This window comes from Arthrobacter sp. Soc17.1.1.1, assembly GCF_036867195.1.
Taxonomy (GTDB): Bacteria; Actinomycetota; Actinomycetes; order Actinomycetales; family Micrococcaceae; genus Arthrobacter_D.
On the sequence record NZ_JBAJII010000001.1, the window covers coordinates 1127944 to 1146436 of the forward strand.

An 18493-nucleotide genomic window follows, 5' to 3' on the forward strand; every position below is an offset into this window, starting at 1 on the left:
CATGTGGACACGTTTATCCACGTGCTGGACGCCGATGGTCTGATATCAGGATTCAAGTGAAGCGCGGGCGCCGTGCTGCGGGAGCTTCGTGCACCCGCGGCGGTGCCTCGTATGAGAAAGCCGCAACCATGACCTCCTCCACCGCCGCTGGTGCCAGCGGGACCACGAAACCGCTGAACTCCCGGGGCAAGGTGATCTTCGCCAGCCTCATCGGGACCACGATCGAGTTCTACGACTTCTACATCTACGCCACGGCCGCCGTGCTCGTGTTCCCGGCGCTGTTCTTCCCGAACCAGACGTCCGCAAACCAGCTCCTGAGCTCCTTCGCCGTCTTCGGCGTCGCATTCGTCGCCCGCCCCCTCGGTTCCATCGTGTTCGGCCACTTCGGCGACAAGATCGGCCGTAAGGCCACGCTCGTGGCCTCCCTGCTGACCATGGGTATCGCCACGTTCCTCATCGGCCTGCTCCCGGCGGCCACGAACGACGGATGGGTGTTCCTGGCGCCGCTGCTGCTCGTGGTGCTCCGCTTCCTCCAGGGGCTCGCCCTCGGCGGCGAGTGGAGTGGTGCAGCGCTGCTGGCCACCGAGAACGCGCCCGAGGGCAAGCGCGCCGTCTACGGCACGTTCCCGCAGCTCGGAGCGCCGATCGGCTTCATCCTCGCCAACCTGCTGTTCGTCCTGCTGAGCAGCACGCTCAGCCCCGAGGCCTTCCTCGACTGGGGCTGGCGTGTCCCGTTCCTGCTGAGCGCGGTCATGGTGATCATCGGCCTCTACGTGCGGCTGAAGCTGATCGAGAGTGCCTCCTTCCAGAAGGTCCAGAAGGAGGGCAAGGTGGTGAAGGTCCCGCTCGGCACCACGTTCCGCCTCCACTGGCGTGCACTGATCCTCGGCACCTTCATCATGTTCGCCACCTACGTGCTGTTCTACTTCATGACCGCCTTCACGCTGACCTACGGGACGGCGCCGTCGAGCCTCGAGCAGGCACAGGCCCGCGCTGAAGCGGCCGGCAAGCAGTTCACCGCGGCCCAGGAGGCCGCCTTCGTGCCCGGTCTCGGCATGGCACGGACCGACTTCCTGTGGATGCTCATCATCGGCGTCGTGTTCTTCGGCATCTTCACCATCGTGTCGGGGCCACTCGCGGAGCGCTTCGGCCGCCGCAAGATGCTGCTCGGCACGACCGTCGGCATCGCCGTCTTCGGTCTCCTGTGGGCGCCGCTGTTCGCCGCGGGGACCATCGGGGCCATGGCCCTGCTCATCATCGGCTTCATCCTCATGGGACTCACGTTCGGACCCATGGCTGCGGTGCTGCCCGAGCTGTTCCCCGCGAACGTCCGGTACACCGGCTCCGCCGTGGCGTACAACGTGTCGAGCATGATCGGCGCGGCACCGGCGTCGTTCATCGCGGTGGCTCTGTGGCAGGCGGCCGGCGGCAGCACGGTCCTCGTCGGCGCGTACCTGACGGTCGCGGCGGTGCTGACGTTCATCGCCCTGTACATCTCGCGGGAGACCCGGGACAACGACTACGAGAACAACGTCGCCTGACCCCGCTTCCCGGTCACGGCCTCCTGGGCCGGTCCGACGGCGCCGCACCCACCTCGGGTGGGGCGCCGTCGTCGTTCCCGGGTGTCCTGCTGTCCTCCTGTCCGGCGCCGCCACTCGCCGTCGTTCCCGGTTTTCGGGGTGATCCTGCGTGTCAGGGGTCAACACGCCGGGCTTCCGGACGGTTCTGCTTCGAAAGCCGGGAACGACGGCGGGTGCGGTGCTGCCCGCTGCCCGCCGTCGGGGCGCACCGTAGACTGGAAGCACAGGTGGCTTACCGATTCCGGTGCGACGCGAGGACTTCGTGTGCCCGGACGCGGGTCGACGGGGTAGTAGAAGCGGGTGGCATGGAGAAGCAGGCACTGGCCGGCCGGTACGCGGTGGGCGCGCGGATCGGGGCCGGGGGTATGGCGGACGTCTTCGCGGCCCGTGACACGAGGCTCGAGCGGGACGTCGCCATCAAGATCTTCCGGCCCGGGACCGCGGACGGCCTGGAGCGCGGCTCCGCCGAGGCCCGGATGCTCGCCGGGCTCGACCATCCGGGCCTGGTCCGCGTGCTGGACATGGACAGCGGCGAGCACGCCGACGGCGCCTACCTGGTCATGGAGCTCGTCGACGGCCCCGACCTGCGGGACCTGCTGAAGGCCGGAGGTCCGCTCGGCCAGGAGGACGTCCGGATCATGGCGCTGGACCTCGCTCGGACGCTGCAGTACATCCACGGGCGGGGCATCGTGCACCGCGACATCAAGCCGTCCAACATCCTCACGCGGCAGGCCGATCCGGAGAGCGGCCTGTTCCGCTACCTCCTCACCGACTTCGGGATCGCCCGGTTCTTCGACGGCACCCGCGTCACGGCCACCGGCCAGGTCATCGGGAGTGCCGCCTACTTCAGCCCGGAACAGACCCGGGGCGATGGCGTGGGGCAGCCCTCGGACATCTACTCGCTCGGCCTGGTGATGATCGAGGCCCTCACCGGAGATCGGGTGTTCCCCGGTACCGGGGTCGAGAGCGCCCTGGCCCGCCTGCACCGGAGCCCGTCCATCCCCCATGCTGCCGGTCCTGCGCTGTCGGCGCTCCTGGTGTCGATGACCCTCGACGAGCCCGGCGACCGACCGGACGCGGCGCAGGTGGTCCGGGCCCTGACGGCCATGGGCCCGCAGCGGCAGGATCATGGGACCACCACCGTCCTGCCCGTCACGGAATCCCCGACGGCGGCCATGCCGGCGTCCGGCGGGACCCTGCCGACCACCGCCCTGCCGACCACCGCCCTGCCGACGACGGCCATGCCGGCGTCCGGCGGGACCCTGCCGACCACCGCCCTGCCGACCACCGCCCTGCCCGCGTCCGCGGCCCCGGCTCCGCAGGGCGATGCGGTGTCGCTGGACGACGCGACGCGGATGTCCGGCGTCGTCCCCGAGGCTGCCCCCGGCACTGTGACGCGACTGTCCGACGCCGGTGCCACGGCCTTCGCCGACGCCACCGCGTCCGCTGCCGCCGTGCCGCCCGATCGGCCGTCCGTGCGTCCGTCGTCCCCGATCAGCGCAGAGCGCCGTCTGCCGTCCGGACGATCCGAGCACGATGCCGTGCACGCCCCCACCGCGGTGCGGCCGAGCACTCCAGCGTCCAGGGACGCGCCGCCGCGAGGCGCCGGGGTGCGAGGACGCCGCCGTCGTTCCGTGTGGTTGCTCGCCGTGCTCGCCGTCGTGGTCCTGGCGGTGGCGCTCTGGGTCGTCGTGCTGCAGACCGGGGGCGATCCCGCCGTCGAGCCCCTGCCCACGGTGCCCGGCGAGACAGGCCAGAGACTGCAGGAACTCTACGAAAGCGTGACGCCATGAGCCGCACCACCAGGTCCAGGGTCGCGGTGCTGGTCTCTGCGGCCGTCCTCCTGGCAGGGTGCGGGGCGCCCGCGATCGACACGGCGACGGCGAGCGACCTCCAGGCCGACGTCCGCAGCATCGCCTCGGCCGCTGCCGCGGGTGACGCCCCGGGAGCGATCGCCCTCGCGCAGGGCCTGAAGCAGGACGTGGACGCCGCCCGGGCGGCGGGTACCGTCACCGAGGACCGCGCCACGACGATCGGTCTGCGCCTCGACGCGGTGATCGCCTCCCTCGAGGCCGGTCAGACACCCGCCGATTCCGGCACGGTCCCGCCGACGCAGGCACCCGAGGACGTGCCCACCCAGGACGTGCCCACTCAGGACGTGCCCGCCGAGGAGGAACCGGTGGAGGAGGACCCGGTCGAGACGGGTGAACCCGCGCCGCAGCCCGCTCCCGTGCAGACCACGCCGGTCCCGGTCCCGTCGGCACCCGCGCCCCCGCAGGACGAGGGCGGCGGGGAGGACGCAGAGGACCCGGGCACCGGTGACGGCGGCACGGGGGGCACAGGCGGGGGGTCCGCGCCGGGGGACAGGGCGGCGGAGAAGGCGGCGGAGCAGCAACGGAAAGCGGCGGAGCAGCAGCGGAAGGCGGCGGAGAAGGCCGCGGAGAAGGCCAGGGAGAACCAGGGCGACAAGGGCAATGGCAGTGGCAAGGGTGGCGAGGACGGCTGAGCGGCGTCGCTCCCGATGCTGACCCTGGAGCGGTGCAGCCCGGTCGGGCGGCGGGCTCTGGCTAATACGCAGGAAGCGCCGGTGGAGGGGTAGTCCACCCGGCGCTTCCTGGTCTAGCTGGCGGTGCGGCTGGTACAACGCTTCTAGCGCCGCACCGGATCTTCAGCGAATGATATTGGTCGCGGCTGAGGGAGCCAGCCTGAAGAGAAAGGCAGCCATAGCGTCACGATTTACCGGCTGAAGAGGCCGGAAAGTTCCGTCCGGCCAGCCGTTCGTTACATCGAGTGCACTCATGAGTGCCATTTCGCGGTAGAACTGATCGGTTGTCCGGACATCCGCAAATGGGCTGCTGGCTGGCTCTTGAAAATTATTGGTGCTGGGCAAGGACCGGAACATGAATGCCGCCATAGCATCCCTCTTGATCTCTGCGAGGGGACGATAGGTGCCATCGGGCCAGCCGGTAGATATTCCTTCGCTTGCTAGCCACGTAATCTCCTTATAAAACTGATCGCCCGGTTTGACGTCTACGAACGGCGATGTGGTCGGCGGTTGGAAATCTGGGGATCCGAGGAATCTGTAGAGGAAGGCAGCCATCGCGTCACGGCGCACTGGTTCCAGTGGCCTGTAGTTGCCGTCGCTGTAGCCTGTGGCGATGCCGGCGTTTCCCATCCATCGAATCTCGCGTTCGAATTGCGTGCCTGCGGGAGCATCCGGGAAGGTTACGTTTCGTTCTTGAGGAAGGGGTATAACGGTGATTTTATCGTTGGGGTGGCTATTCTGAACAACGTACAATTTCTTCCCGTCGGGGCTGAGACTCATGCGTCCAGGACTATTGAGGTGCAAGGGGAAAAACGCGTGGGAACAAATGAGTGCATTGGTTGTCAGGTCGACTACATTGATTCTAGATTGACTCGGGTCGGCGATGAAGGCGCGGCCCTCTGCTTTGCTGAGCAGGAATTGCCAGCCGGTTCTCACGCTGAACCGCATTGTGATCGAAAGGGTTGCGGTATCGACAACATTGATACGGTCGTTGTACCCATCAGTCACGTATAGCGTTCTGCCGTCCTCCGTAAGAGTGATGGAGCCGGGGGGTCCTCCGAGGGCCAGCGTTCCAACAATTGATCCCGTGCGGAGATCGATGACCTGCAAGAGGTGCTTACGAGGGCTTGCTAGGTAGCCGTAATTGCCGGTCGGATCGATGTTGAGGATCACAGATTCGTCGTACTCCGGGAGATCCCAGGCATCGATGATCGTATCGGTCATCGCGTCGACGACTGTGATCCCGTCGTAACTGAGGATGTAGACCTTGGAACCGTCCGGGCTGAAGGCAAGTGACTCCGGGTGTGCTGCTGGAATAGCTGTTGTCATGGTGTTCGTCGTCGCGTCGAAAACCTGAACGGTGCCGGAGTTGGTAGTTAGGTACCCCTTCGTGCCGGTAGCGTTCAGGCGAACCTCTCCCGCGTACGGGTAGTGGCCCGGCACCTTCATCGCAGCTATTTCCTCTAGCGTTATGGCATCCCGAACGGATACGACGCCACTGCCGAGCTCACCGATCTGCGTGAGAGTGACGTATATCCGCGATCCATCAGGACTACTAGTTATCGTCTCTGCCAGACCTTCGGCGATTATCCCGTCCTGCACGGGCGCAACTCCCGTCACCCCGCACCCAGAGACCGTAGTCGAAGCGGCAGACGCTGTTGAATCCGCAACACCGCCGGTCCCGTAGGCGGGAACCGACACCGACGTCACCGAGAGTGCAAACGCTCCGATGAGAGCAACCCTAATTCGAGCAGTGGAACGAAGCAATGAGAGCCCCTATGGATACAAGACTGCAGTTTCGGCGTCGACGGAACTCAGCCTAAAAAGGAAGCACATCAGCTTCAAACCGCAGATTACACGGCACCGTCGTAACGGCCAATAGCCCAACGAAGACAGGTTCACGCCGGCGCCCGGTGCGACCACCCTACGTACGTCACCGAGAGCACGCGCCATGCAAGCAGTTCCTCGACTCAGAGTTCCTGGGCACGACCCTTCACTGTGAGGCACAGCCTTACAAGCGCGCGTCGGGAAGTGCGGCTAGTGACTAATGAGAGAGTCTTGTTTCAAAACATCCAGAACTACTTGGCCAAAACCCCTTGATAAGAGCGAATACTCGACAATAGGGAACTTAGGGCCCCGCTATCGGGTTAGCATCAACGAAATTTTCCTAAAGGATTTCTGCCAGCGGCAAGCACCGAGCGGACCATTTCAACGACCGAATGAACTACTCGGAAGAGCTGCTGTTCGACTGCCGGGCGCGTTCGGACCGCATGGAGGACCCTCCGCCGTCTGGGAGCCGCCGTGAGCGACGCGAGTCTCGTGAGTCTGCTCCGCCGCCGGTACCGCAGGCTCAAGGACCGCGTGCGGGCGCGGCGCGGAGTCGACCAGCGATAACCGACCGAGCACGCCCACCCACCTGGTGTTACACCTATTACGCATTACCGGGACGAGCAACCGCAGCCATGCGCGGAAGTGCGCATTGCTGCTGTCGTGTACTGATTGCCGGCAGTCAGGGTGTTCCATCGGCCCGGTAGAGGAACGCGGCCATCGCGTCCCTGTTCACGGGTTGCAGGGCCCGGTAGGTGCGGGTCCCGTCGGCCTCGGCCCAGCCGGTGCTGATGCCGGTGGATGCGAGCCAGGACATCTCCTTGTAGAACTGCTGGCCCGTGCTGATGTCCGCGAAGGGTGAGACGGCCGGGGGTGTGTAGGCGGGGGAGCCGGCTGCCCGGTAGAGGAACGCGGCCATCGCGTCCCGGTTCACGGGCTGCAGGGCCCGGTAGGTGCGGGTCCCGTCGGCCTCGGCCCAGCCGGTGCTGATGCCGGTGGATGCGAGCCAGGACATCTCCTTGTAGAACTGCTGGCCCGTGCTGATGTCCGCGAAGGGTGAGACGGCCGGGGGTGTGTAGGCGGGGGAGCCGGCTGCCCGGTAGAGGAACGCGGCCATCGCGTCCCGGTTCACGGGCTGCAGGGCCCGGTAGGTGCGGGTCCCGTCGGCCTCGGCCCAGCCGGTGCTGATGCCGGTGGATGCGAGCCACGACATCTCCTTGTAGAACTGCTGGCCCGTGCTCACATCCGTGAACGGTGAGCCCGCAGGAGGCGCATACGGTGCCGGGGTGGTCTTGAACGTGGTCGTCCACTCCGTGACAGAGCTCGGGGCCAGGACGTAGCCGGTGGTGGCGCGTGCGGTCACCGTGACGGTCCCGGTGCCGGGGTAGGTTCCTGCGGCGATGATCCTGTCGCCGATCAGGTACTCGATTCCGCTCGTCGCCGGGACCGTGTAGGTGTCGTCCCTCGTGCCGTCCGGATCCGTGAACACCACAGCTCCCGGGGTGGCGGTCGTCGGGCGTTGAGTGAAGGTGTGGGACCAGGACATCCCACCGAAAACTTTGTAGCCTGCCTGTGCTCGGGCTTCTATGTTCACCGGGCTCCACTGCGAGTGGTGTTCCCCTGGTGGCATCAGCGTCCCGTTGACGAAGTAGTCGACGCCCGTGATAGAGGGGATCCTGTACGTCCCTGTCGCGTCATCCCATACAGGCGCCTGAGTTGTGACGGGCGTCAGTGGTGGGGCATCGAGAGACGGCTTGCCATCGAAGTAGTCCTGCGCCGTTGCGTATGTTCCCGCCGGCGGGGTTGCGAAGGCGAAGAAATTGACCGTCCCGTACATCGTGTAGTTGGCGGGGTCGTTTCTCCAATCCTTATTACCTGTGATGGAGATTCCCACTCCGATTGTCTTGAGCCGAGGATCGCTCATGACCGAGTTGTGTCCAGGCGAGGCGTCCCATTGGACAACGAGGCCCTCGCCCAGGGTGTCCCATCGAGCGGCGATGATTTCACTCGCGGCGCTCCAACGATGGGCGACTCTGGGGTCCGATCCGTAACCGGGGTTGTGGTAGAACGACTTCGTTTCTGCCATGTGGTCCGACCAGTCTTCGGCGACCTCCGAGGCGGTGACGTTGAAGTTCACGGGTTCAAGGCCCTTATTCACACGGAATTCGTTGATGTGGTTGAAGACGTCCACAATCTGCTGCTCGTTGGCGAGATTCAACGTGCTGGGCATCGGACTCGCCTGCGTCACGGCGGTCTCCGGGCTGGCTGCCGCTTGTCGGGTGTCAGCAGGGAGGACGGCAGCTATGACGAGTAGGCCGGCCAGAATTGTGAGAGTTCTCCTACCCCGAGTCATGATGCTTCGATGCTTTCCGGGACCTGCGTGTAGAGGCACAAAGGTGGCTTGCGGCGACAGTGCAACCCCGGTCCGCGCCGTATTTTGGGCAGCGTCGAGTCCGACGAGTGGTGACATTGAATTCCCCAGAGAACAATTGAGTGAGACATTCACAGCCTAGGGCAGCTGATGCCTTCCTACACCGCATTCTTCGCGCAGGTTCGCCACTGAATAGTCTCTGGTCGTCCGAGGCGTCCTGGCGCCCTGTGGTCTCCGGGTGGCGTCGAGATTGCGATGCGGTGTCCGGGCAAGCCTCCGGGATGGGCGAGAATGGACGACGTGAAAGTAGCAGTGCTGGGAGACGTCGGTCAGCCGATCTACCACGTGGGCGATGAGGCGATGACCCATGCCGCGATCGACGAGCTCCGGGCCCGGGGTCTCGACGACGTCGTGGTGTTCACCCGTGACGTGGGGAGTTCGGAGGCAGCCTTCGGCGCTCCCGCCGTTCCTACACTCGCCTTCCCATGGCCCCCTCGTGAACGGTCCGACTATCTCCGCCGCGTCCTCGCCGTCGCCCGGGACGAGCCGGACGCACTCCCGGCAGCGGATCCTGCCCGCGACTTCATCGCGCACCTGCGTCGGTGCGATGCGCTCCTGGTCGCCGGTGGTGGCAACATGAACTCGCTGTACGGGTGGCTGCTGTACGAGCGGGTCGCAGCGGCACGTATCGCTCGGGCGCTCGGCCTGCAGGTCGTCGTCTCGGGCCAGACGCTCGGGCCCGACCTGCACGGGCCCGACCGGGATGCAGCGCGCACCCTTCTCGAGGCTGCCCACCTGATCGGAGCCAGGGAGGCGCCCTCCCTGCAGCTCATGCGGGAGCTCGCTCCCGGCGCGTCGGTGCAGGCGTGCCTCGACGACGCCTCCTTCCTGTCGGACGCCGGCCGGAAGGACACCCCGGCCGGCGGGGTGGACGACCTGCCGACCGGTCCCTACATCGCCGCGACGTTCTCGCCCGGCCACGGCGAGGTGGACCGGGATGCCTACCTGTCCGTCCTGGCAGCCGCGCTGGATGAAGCCGCCGACCTCACGGGGCACCCGGTGGTGTTCCTCCCGCACATGGCCACACCCGGTCGGGGCGACGTCGACGACCAGATGCACCGCGACATCGCCGCCCGCATGACGAGCAGGCAGCCCGTGCTCCTGCCGATCCAGGACGCCCACCGGACTCTGGAGCTCACCCGGCAAGCGGCGCTGGTCATCACCTCCCGGTATCACCCGGTGGTCTTCGCACTCGATGCCGGGGTACCCGTTGTCGCGATCGCGCCTGAAGCGTACAGCGACGTGCGGATGAGGGGCGCTCTCCGGAACTGGGGACTGGACCCCCTGGCCCTGACCCTCCCGTCCCTGCTCGACGGCACCCTGGCCCGGGCTGTGACCGATGTGTGGTCCAGACGCGACGCCCTGGCCTCGTACCTGGCGGACATCCGCGCTTCGCGCCTGGCGCAGCACCGGCGCTGGTGGGACGACGTCGCCTCCGCGCTCAACGGGCAGGCAACCGGTCCCGGTCCTGTGGCCGAATCCACCGGGGTACCCGCCCCGCCGCCCCTCGATCCCGGGTGGCAGGCTCAGGCCGCGGCGTCCGCCCTGTCGTTCCTGCCCACCGCGGCGGCGTCGACCCGGTGGCGGATCGAGAACGAGCACCTGCGCGGAGACCTCGACGCCGTCGCCGGCGAACGGGACAGCGCACGGGACGAGCTGTCGGCCTGGCTCGGATCACGGTCCTTCAAGCTCGCCCGGAAAGCAGCGGCAGTGGCATCGGTCGTCAGGCGGAGGCGATGAGCGAACAGCATCCGACGGCGAAGGTCGCCGTCATCATGCGCACGAAGGACCGGCCGGTCCTCCTGCGGCGTGCCATCGAGGACGTCCTGCAGCAGGGCCTGCAGGACTGGCACCTCGTCGTCGTCAACGACGGCGGAAGCAGGGGACATGTGGACGCCCTCGTCGATGCCGCCTCCAGCCGCCTCCGCAACCGTGTGACGGTCCTCCACCACGGGACGAGCCGGGGCATGGAGGCCGCGTCGAACGCGGGGATCGCCGCGAGCACCTCCGACTACGTGGCGGTGCACGACGACGACGACTCGTGGCACCCGGACTTCCTCTCCCGCACCGTGCACTACCTCGACACCAGACCCGAAGCGGGAGTGGGCGTCCGTACCGAGATCGTCCACGAGCGGCTCGAGGGCGACGACATCATCGAGACCGGCAGGGAGCTGTTCTCGCCGGAGATCCGGGAGCTCATGCTCAGCGACGCGCTGCGCTTCAACCGGTGCGTGCCCATCGGACTGCTCTACCGTCGGGAGCTCCACACGGAGGTCGGCGGCTACGACGAGACCCTGGGCGCGGTGGGCGACTGGGAGTTCCAGCTCCGCGTGCTCCAGCGCCATACGCTCGGTTTCATCGACGGTGAACCGCTGGCGTTCTGGCACCACCGCCACGACGCGCAGGGTCCTAGCGGCAACAGTTTCCTCGCCGGCAAGAACCAGCACCTGTACTACGACAAGTACGTCCGGGAACGCCACCTCCACGAGTACGCTGCCGCGCACGGCCTCGGGGCCCTGCTCTACCTCGCCGGTGAGGGCAAGGAGCAGGCGGACCATCTCAACCAGAGGATGAACTACTCGGAAGAGCTGCTGCACGACCTCCGGGCGCGTTCGGATCGCATGGAGGAGAGCCTCCGCCACCTCGAAGCCGCCGTGAGCGACGCAAGCCTCGTGAGTCTGCTTCGCCGCCGGTACCGCAGGCTCAAGGACCGGGTGCGGGCACGCCGAGCCGGCTGAGCTTCCTCGTCGTCGCTCCTGGAGTGGTACCGGCACACACGACAGCAGCCATGCGCGGGACCGCGCATGGCTGCTGTCGTGTGGTGGTGGCCTCCGGTCAGGGAGCGCCGGCCGCCCGGTAGAGGAAGGCGGCCATGGCATCACGAGCCACGGGCTGCAGGGCCCGGTAGGTGCGGGTCCCATTCGCCTCGTCCCAACCGGTGCTGATGCCACGGGCGGAAAGCCAGGACATCTCCTTGTAGAACTGCTGGTCGGTCCTGATGTCCGCGAAGGGTGAGGTGGCCGGGGACGTGTAGGCGGGGGAACCCGCTGCCCGGTAGAGGAAGGCGGCCATCGCGTCCCTGTTCACGGGCTGCAGGGCCCGGTAGGTGCGGGTGCCGTTCGCCTCCACCCAGCCGATGCTGATCCCCGTGGACGCGAGCCAGGAGATCTCCTTGTAGAACTGCTGGTTCGTGGCGACGTCCGCGAACGGCGACACCGCCGGGGCCGTGTACGTCGGGGATCCCGCTGCCCGGTAGAGGAACGCGGCCATGGCATCCCGGTTGACGGGCTGCAGCGCCCGGTACGTGCGGGTGCCGTTCGCCTCCACCCAGCCGGTGCTGATGCCGCGGTCGGACAGCCAGGAGATCTCCTTGTAGAACTGCTGGTTCGTGGTGATATCCGCGAACGGCGATACGGCCGGCGGGGTGTAGGGCGCTGCGCCGGTCGCCGTCAGTGAGTAGTCGTCCGTGGTGAGAGTGCCGTTGCTGATGAGGTTCAGGCCGATGCTGATCGCCGTGGCGCCTGCCGGTACGGGAAGCGACGTGTAGGTGGCCTGGGTCCAGTTATCGGCAGCGTCGTACAGCGGGCTCGAGTCCCAGTACCTCCAGTTACCCACCCCCGTCCGGTAGTACACGGCGAACTGCGTGGGCGCCGTGGACTTGTAGAAGGCGCTCATCTGATAGGTGCGGCCGGGCGTCGCGCTGGGGGCGCACTCGCCCAGGTCGAGGCTCGGGAGGAGTTTCGCATCCCCGTCCACGTAGTTGTTCATGGTGAGCACCTGTGCGACGTTGCCGGTGCGGCCAGGGCTGACCTGGCTCCATGCCGGCGAGTTCTGCCCGTAGCCGCCGAAGAACCAGCACCTCGGGGTGCCCAAGACGGCGCTCGGATCCTCGAGGCTGGGATTCCGGATGAGGTTCCCGGTGGTGATCGGAGCAGGGGCGGCGGGTCCGGCGACGAGTGGCTTCGTGGCGCCACCGATGACGCCCTGCACCGTCTTGACCTCGATCCTCCCGGCGTCCACCTCGCCCTTGAGCCAGGCGGTGTACTGGGCGAAGACGGCGCTGGTCACGGAGAGTGGGTCCCCGTCACGGCCCACGTTGTGGAAGGTCAGCTGGACCCATCCTCCGCCGCCGTTGACGGACTGGTTGACGACCTGCTGCAGGTCGGCGAGGGTCCAGGTGTTGTCCACCTGCTGCGGGGCACCGGTGTTCCAGGGATTGGCCGGAGGGATGGTCTCTGCGACCGGGTAGGTCGCGGATTCCGGGTTCTTGCTGCGCACGTCGCCCAGGCCCCGGGCACTGTTGTACCCGCAGTCCCTGACGATCGCTTCGACCGCATCGCTGGACGACGCGAACGGGTAGGCGAAACTGGTGATGTTCAGGCCGAGATTGGTCAGGTTCACCCGGTCGTTGCAGACCTGGCGCCTGGCCTCGTCCGCGCCCGCCACGACGAGGTCGGGGTGCGTCACGGTATGTCCGCCGATCTCGTGGCCGGCGGCCTGCAGGGCCTTGACCTGGTCGGTGGTCAGGTACGTCCCGGAATCGAGAGTCCCCGAATTGACGAAGAACGTCCCCCGTAGACCCGCCGCCTGCAGGGTGGCTGCGGCCTCGGCCTGGTTGTTGTTGCCGTCGTCGAAGGTGAGGCTGACGACGGTGTTCGGTGCGGCGTGCGCGGGCGTTGCGAAGACCGCTCCGCCGAGCATGGTGGCGGCCACGGCGAGCACACTGCCCAGCGCCGTCCAGCGGGGCCGGGGGGATGACGCCCGTGGCACCCTTCGTCGTCCGTGCTGTGATCCCGCAGTTGCGGGTCGTTGATCCCGTATTGCCATTGGTGCACCCCGATATCCCGCTCAGGGGGAAACCGGGCCCATTGAAGGCTGCCGTGCCTCGACGGTGATCCGCCGGTGCCCGAGACCTGTTCCGCAACCCTGTTACACGACCGCATCCGATCGCATGAAACCACGCTGTTTCCCCAGCTAATTGTGCAGGTCGTCAATTTCGACCTGTGCTCGAAGCGTATTGACTGCGGAATGCGGCGTCGCCAGTGGTCGCTACTCTATTTCGACGATTCCTACTCGGACTCGGTCGTGTGGCCCGCAGGGAAGGGCAGCAGGTCCGTGCGGAATTCGTCCCGGAGTTTCTTCCGAGAAAGGTACAGGAACGAATACCTGTCGTCGCGGGTGTTCGTTCCTGTACCTTTGCCGGACATTCACCAGGAATGGGTCGGAACGGGTCGGGATCACCGGCGGCCGGTGTCCCGGCACTAGTCCCGGCACTAGTCCCGGCACTAGTCCCGGATTGTCGCGATCACCGATCCGGCCGACACGGTGTCCCCGGGGGAGGCCTTCAGCCCGGTCAGTGTCCCGGCCTTGTGGGCGGTCAGCGGCTGCTCCATCTTCATGGCCTCGAGCACCACGATGAGGTCGCCCTCCGCGACCACCTCGCCGTCCGACGCAGCGACCTTGACGATCGTGCCCTGCATGGGGGAGGTCAGCTCGTCACCGCTGACGGTGGCCTTCCCGGCACGGGCCCGCGAGGACTTCTTGGACTTCACCGGAGCGCTGGCCTTGCCGTTGGATGACGCACCGAGTCCTGCCGGCAGCACCACCTCGAGGCGGCGACCGCCGACCTCGACGACGACGCGCTGGCGGGGATCCTCCTCGGCTGCCGCGTCCGCCGCGCCCTTCCAGGGCTCGATGGTGTTCCTGAACTCCGTCTCGATCCAGCGCGTGTGGATCGAGAACGGGCCGTCGGCGGGGGCGAAGGCGGGATCGGAGACGACGGCGGCGTGGAAGGGCAGCACCGTGGGCATGCCCTCGATCACCATCTCGTCGAGGGCGCGTCGGGCGCGCTGCAGGGCCTGCTCGCGGGTGGCGCCGGTGACGATGAGCTTGGCGAGCATGGAGTCGAAGTTGCCTCCGATGACCTCTCCCGCCTCGATGCCGGAATCGACCCGCACGCCGGGGCCGCTGGGCAGTGTGAGGGTCTGCACCGTGCCGGGCGCGGGCATGAACCCGCGGCCCGCATCCTCGCCGTTGATGCGGAACTCGAACGAGTGGCCGCGCACCTCCGGGTCGCCGTAGCCGAGCTCCTCGCCGCGGGCGATCCGGAACTGCTCGCGGACGAGGTCGAGACCGGTGACCTCCTCGGAGACGGGGTGCTCCACCTGGAGTCGGGTGTTGACTTCGAGGAAGGAGATGGTGCCGTCCTGCCCCACGAGGAACTCGCACGTGCCAGCACCCTGGTAGGAGGCTTCCCGGAGGATGGCCTTCGACGCCTCGTACAGCCGCGTGTTCTGCTCGGCGGACAGGAACGGCGCGGGCGCCTCCTCGACGAGCTTCTGGTTGCGGCGCTGCAGGGAGCAGTCGCGGGTCGAGACGACGACGACGTTGCCGTGGGCGTCCGCCAGGCACTGCGTCTCGACGTGGCGTGGGGCGTCGAGGAAGCGCTCGACGAAGCACTCGCCGCGGCCGAAGGCCGCCGTCGCCTCGCGCACCGCCGACTCGTACAGTTCGGGGATCTCCTCGTGGCTGCGGACCACCTTGATGCCGCGGCCGCCGCCGCCGAACGCCGCCTTGATCGCGATGGGCAGGCCGAACTCCGCCGCGAAGTCGATGACCTCCTGCACCGACCCGACGGGATCCTTGGTGCCGGGCACGAGCGGGGCGCCGACACGCTCGGCGATGTGGCGGGCCTGGACCTTGTCGCCCAACTGCGCGATGGAGTGCGGGGACGGGCCGATCCAGGTGAGGCCGGCATCGATGACGCGTTGGGCGAACTCGGCATTCTCGGACAGGAACCCGTAGCCCGGGTGGACGGCGTCGGCGCCGCTGCGCTCGGCCGCCTCGAGCAGGCGGTCCGCCACCAGGTACGACTCCGCGGCCGTGTCCCCGCCGAGCGCGAAGGCCTCGTCGGCCATGCGGACGTGCAGGGCGTCGCGGTCCGGATCGGCGTACACGGCGACGGAGGCGATGCCCTCGTCCCGGGCGGCGCGGATGACCCGGACGGCGATCTCCCCGCGGTTGGCCACGAGGACCTTCGTCACCGGACGACGCTGCCCGGCGGGGGTCTCGGCGTCGGGGGAGCTGCTGGCATCCGTGGAGACGGATGGTGCGAGGGGGGACTTGCTCATGGGGCGTGGACTCCTTTTTCTCATTTCGGAGCCTAGCCCGGTTTGGCGGCTTCCGCCCATGGATCGTGCCGAACGGGAGTGTTGTCCCGCCATCCTTTGTAGGGAACCTACAACGCGTTCGTCTGCGCCCACAGATCGGTGACGGAGACGCCGGCAGCGTGCAGGAGGCCGCGCAGCGTCGAGATGCTCAGCCCGACGACGGCGTGCGGGTCGCCGTCCACGCGCTCGATGAACGCGCCGCCGAGGCCGTCGATGGTGAACGACCCGGCGCAGTGCAGGGGTTCCCCGCTCGCCACGTACGCCGCGACCTCGGCGTCGGACATCGTCCCGAAGTGCACCGTCGCGGAGGACACCGCACCGATCGTTGCGCCCGATCCGCCGTCGCGCGTGTCCACGAGCCAGTGGCCCGTGTGCAGGACGCCCGAGCGCCCGCGCATCCGGCTGATGCGCTCGATGGCGACGGCGGGCTCGTAGGGCTTGCCGTGTGCCTCGCCGTCGAACTCGAACACCGAGTCGCAGCCGAGCACGAGTGCGTCATCGGCGTCGTCGAGCGCCGCGACGGCCTCGGCCTTGGCCCGCGCGAGCAGCAGGGAGGTGTCGTGCGGGTCGATCTGCCCGTAGGCGGCGACGACGGCCGGCTCGTCGACGTCGGAGACCAGGACGGTGTGGCCGATGCCGGCGTCGGTCAGCAGCTTGGTGCGGGCGGGGGACTTGGAGGCGAGGATCAGGCGGGCCGTCATAGGCCAAGCCTAGAGGCCCGTGGGGAGGGGGCGGCACCCGTCGGTCCCGTCCCTGCGGGGGACGGGACCGGCAGGAGTCTCACCAGCGGTGCGCGACGTCGACCACCACCCTGGATCCGCCGTCGTGGCCCGGCAGGACGACGACGCGGACGGGGAGGCGTGCCCGGACCCCGAGTCCGATCGTCGTACGGCCCTCGAAGCTCCCCGCCCAGGCGACCTGGCGGAAGGTCGAGTACCCGCGGACGTCGACGACCTCGGCGCGATGGGAGGGGAGGTACGTCGCGTGGCCGTCGCGGTACGCCGGGGCGTGGACGACGACAGCGAGCCGTGCGCCGCCGCGGAGCGGGACGACGCGCCCGGACCCGTCCTGGTGGACGGTGCCGACATACCTCACGGTGTAGCCCGGCGCCCGGCCCCGGACATCGACGACGAGCCGGTCGAAGCACTCGTGCCGCCCGGAGCGCACATCGGTGACGGTGCCGGAGGAGTAGGAGCCGACGACCTTCGTCGTCGAGCCCCAGGAGATGCCGCAGTACGCGGCGGACGCCGGAGGCGCACCTGCGAGGCCGAGGCCCCCTGCGAGTGCGAGTGCGGCGAGTGTGGCGGAGAGTCTCTCCGCCATGCGCGATGTGATCATGGCGCACCACCTGGTCGAACTGGATAGGTGCATCCATGGTCCTCCCGGAGGGGAGGGAAAGCGCCGCCGTCCACCGGAACGGCGCCGAATCGTTAGCAGGGGATGCGGCTGCGGCCCGCCCCGGGTACCGGGACGGGCCGCAGGACGCGGCCGGCGGGCGGCTAGCGCGTGACGGACGCCGAGATGCCGTCGTTCGGCGCGGCCTCGTCCACCCCGTCGATGGCGCTGTCGTCCGCGAACGGGTCGCCGGTACGCCGCGCGTTGTAGAGGTCGAGGTCCAGGAGCTGCTCGCGCCGCGCCACGATGGTGGGCACGAGCGCCTGGCCCGCCACGTTCACGGCGGTGCGGCCCATGTCGAGGATGGGGTCCACGGCCAGGAGCAGCCCGACGCCGGCGAGGGGGAGTCCCAGCGTGGAGAGCGTGAGCGTCAGCATCACGACGGCGCCGGTGGTGCCGGCGGTCGCCGCGGAGCCGAGCACCGAGACCAGGGCGATGAGGAAGTACTGGGCCAGGGTCAGGTCGATCCCGAAGAACTGGGCCACGAAGATCGCCGCGATGGCCGGGTAGATGGCGGCGCAGCCGTCCATCTTCGTCGTCGCGCCCAGCGGCACGGCGAAGGAGGCGTAGCCGCGCGGCACACCGAGGTTGCGCTCGGTGACGCGCTGGGTGAGGGGGAGCGTGCCGACCGACGAGCGGGAGACGAAGGCCAGCTGGATGGCGGGCCAGGCCCCCGAGAAGTACTGGCGGACCGACAGGCCGTGCGCCTTGATGAGCACGGGATACACGGCGAACAGCACGAGCGCGAGGCCCACGTAGATGGCGAGCGTGAACTTGCCGAGCGAGCCGATGGTGTCCCAGCCGTAGACGGCCACGGCGTTGCCGATCAGGCCCACGGTGCCGAGCGGGGCGATCCGGATGATCCACCAGAGGACCTTCTGGATGACGGCCAGTGCCGAGGCGTTGAAGGTGAGGAAGGGCTCGGCCTGCCTGCCGACCTTCAGGGCCGCGATGCCGACGGCGACCGCGACGACGAGCACCTGCAGCACGTTGAAGTTCAGTGCCGTGGTGACCGCACCGGACTCGGCGACGGTCGACGACGCCTGGAGGCCGAGGAAGTTCGCGGGGACGAGTCCTGTCAGGAACGCCCACCAGCTGCCCGTGCTCCCGGTGTACTCGGCGGGCTGGGTGGCGTCGGTGCCCGCACCGGGCTGGAAGAGGACGCCGAGGCCGATGCCGATGACCACGGAGATCAGCGCGGTGATGGCGAACCAGAGCAGCGTCTGCCCCGCGAGGCGTGCCGCGTTGTTGACCGCGCGGAGGTTGGCGATGGAGCTGACGACCGCGGTGAAGATCAGGGGGACGACGGCGGCACGCAGCAGGGCCACGTAGCTCGAGCCGAGCGTCGCGAGCGTGGTGCCCAGGCCGTTGGGGGTCTCCTTGGTGTGGCCCGTGTACTTGGCGAGGAGGCCGAGTGCGAGTCCGACGAGGAGGGCCGCGATGATCTGCGGGCCGAAGGAGGTCACCCAGCGGGGCAACCGGCGCCGCGAGGGCGGGGAGCTGGTTTCAGTAGACACGCCCGAAACACTAGGGGGCGCCTTATATC

12 protein-coding genes are annotated in these 18493 nt (G+C 68.0%); 5 read left to right on the forward strand and 7 right to left on the reverse strand.

Annotated elements, in window-relative coordinates; all coding sequences use genetic code 11:
- The first annotated feature begins 128 nt into the window (after nt 1–128).
- From V6S67_RS05175 to V6S67_RS05185, 3 genes are all read left to right on the forward strand, one after another.
- Nucleotides 129–1541: an MFS transporter gene (locus V6S67_RS05175; RefSeq protein ID WP_334209232.1), complete on the forward strand. Its 1413-nt coding sequence runs from the start codon at nt 129–131 to the stop codon at nt 1539–1541.
- A 344-nt stretch (nt 1542–1885) separates the two neighbouring features.
- Complete coding sequence (locus V6S67_RS05180) at nt 1886–3373, forward strand: serine/threonine-protein kinase (protein WP_334209233.1); 1488 nt, start codon at nt 1886–1888, stop codon at nt 3371–3373.
- Nucleotides 3370–4086 carry a hypothetical protein gene (locus V6S67_RS05185; protein WP_334209234.1) on the forward strand — a complete coding sequence of 239 codons (717 nt, stop codon included), beginning with the start codon at nt 3370–3372 and terminating at the stop codon, nt 4084–4086. Before V6S67_RS05180 ends, V6S67_RS05185 begins: the two co-directional genes overlap by 4 nt.
- 162 nt (nt 4087–4248) lie before the next feature.
- Here the strand turns inward: V6S67_RS05185 and V6S67_RS05190 are convergent, their stop codons facing one another.
- Together V6S67_RS05190 and V6S67_RS05195 are read right to left on the reverse strand one after the other, a co-directional pair.
- Entirely contained in the window at nt 4249–5745 is a 1497-nt protein-coding gene (locus tag V6S67_RS05190; RefSeq protein ID WP_334209235.1) for an S-layer homology domain-containing protein, read from the reverse strand.
- 889 nt (nt 5746–6634) lie between these two features.
- The gene (locus V6S67_RS05195) at nt 6635–8182 is read right to left on the reverse strand and encodes a CAP domain-containing protein (protein WP_334209236.1); all 1548 of its coding nucleotides are present in this window, start codon (nt 8180–8182) and stop codon (nt 6635–6637) included.
- A 441-nt stretch (nt 8183–8623) separates the two neighbouring features.
- Here V6S67_RS05195 and V6S67_RS05200 point away from each other — a divergent pair, with 441 nt between their 5' ends.
- On the forward strand, nt 8624–10123 hold the full coding sequence (locus V6S67_RS05200; RefSeq protein WP_334209237.1) for a polysaccharide pyruvyl transferase family protein: 1500 nt from the start codon (nt 8624–8626) through the stop codon (nt 10121–10123).
- Nucleotides 10120–11121 (forward strand): glycosyltransferase family 2 protein, encoded by a 1002-nt coding sequence (locus tag V6S67_RS05205; RefSeq protein WP_334209238.1) that lies wholly within the window; start codon nt 10120–10122, stop codon nt 11119–11121. The genes V6S67_RS05200 and V6S67_RS05205 overlap by 4 nt, the downstream gene beginning before the upstream one ends.
- Nucleotides 11122–11218: 97 nt before the next feature.
- On the opposite strand, the gene V6S67_RS05210 is transcribed toward V6S67_RS05205, so the two are convergent.
- From V6S67_RS05210 to V6S67_RS05230, 5 genes are all read right to left on the reverse strand, one after another.
- Entirely contained in the window at nt 11219–13153 is a 1935-nt protein-coding gene (locus tag V6S67_RS05210) for a polysaccharide deacetylase family protein (protein ID WP_334209239.1), read from the reverse strand.
- 515 nt (nt 13154–13668) lie between these two features.
- Nucleotides 13669–15513, reverse strand: a complete 1845-nt coding sequence (locus tag V6S67_RS05215) for an acetyl/propionyl/methylcrotonyl-CoA carboxylase subunit alpha (protein ID WP_334209240.1) — start codon at nt 15511–15513, stop codon at nt 13669–13671.
- Between the two features lie 107 nt (nt 15514–15620).
- Entirely contained in the window at nt 15621–16253 is a 633-nt protein-coding gene (locus V6S67_RS05220) for a Maf family protein (protein ID WP_334209241.1), read from the reverse strand.
- Nucleotides 16254–16332: 79 nt separating this feature from the next.
- Nucleotides 16333–16875 (reverse strand): AMIN-like domain-containing (lipo)protein, encoded by a 543-nt coding sequence (locus V6S67_RS05225; RefSeq protein WP_442884850.1) that lies wholly within the window; start codon nt 16873–16875, stop codon nt 16333–16335.
- Between the two features lie 176 nt (nt 16876–17051).
- Nucleotides 17052–18464, reverse strand: a complete 1413-nt coding sequence (locus V6S67_RS05230; RefSeq protein WP_334209243.1) for a dicarboxylate/amino acid:cation symporter — start codon at nt 18462–18464, stop codon at nt 17052–17054.
- Nucleotides 18465–18493: the final 29 nt, after the last annotated feature.

What these genes read in the sequence shown, in the direction of transcription:
- V6S67_RS05220 (WP_334209241.1), bottom strand. Translation starts at nt 16,253, where the DNA reads ATGACGGCCCGCCTGATCCTCGCCTCCAAGTCCCCCGCCCGCACCAAG.
- V6S67_RS05195 (WP_334209236.1), bottom strand. Translation starts at nt 8,182, where the DNA reads ATGCCCAGCACGTTGAATCTCGCCAACGAGCAGCAGATTGTGGACGTC.
- V6S67_RS05185 (WP_334209234.1), top strand. Translation starts at nt 3,370, where the DNA reads ATGAGCCGCACCACCAGGTCCAGGGTCGCGGTGCTGGTCTCTGCGGCC.
- V6S67_RS05205 (WP_334209238.1), top strand. Translation starts at nt 10,120, where the DNA reads ATGAGCGAACAGCATCCGACGGCGAAGGTCGCCGTCATCATGCGCACG.
- V6S67_RS05225 (WP_442884850.1), bottom strand. Translation starts at nt 16,875, where the DNA reads ATGGCGGAGAGACTCTCCGCCACACTCGCCGCACTCGCACTCGCAGGG.
- V6S67_RS05175 (WP_334209232.1), top strand. Translation starts at nt 129, where the DNA reads ATGACCTCCTCCACCGCCGCTGGTGCCAGCGGGACCACGAAACCGCTG.
- V6S67_RS05215 (WP_334209240.1), bottom strand. Translation starts at nt 15,513, where the DNA reads ATGAGCAAGTCCCCCCTCGCACCATCCGTCTCCACGGATGCCAGCAGC.
- V6S67_RS05180 (WP_334209233.1), top strand. Translation starts at nt 1,886, where the DNA reads ATGGAGAAGCAGGCACTGGCCGGCCGGTACGCGGTGGGCGCGCGGATC.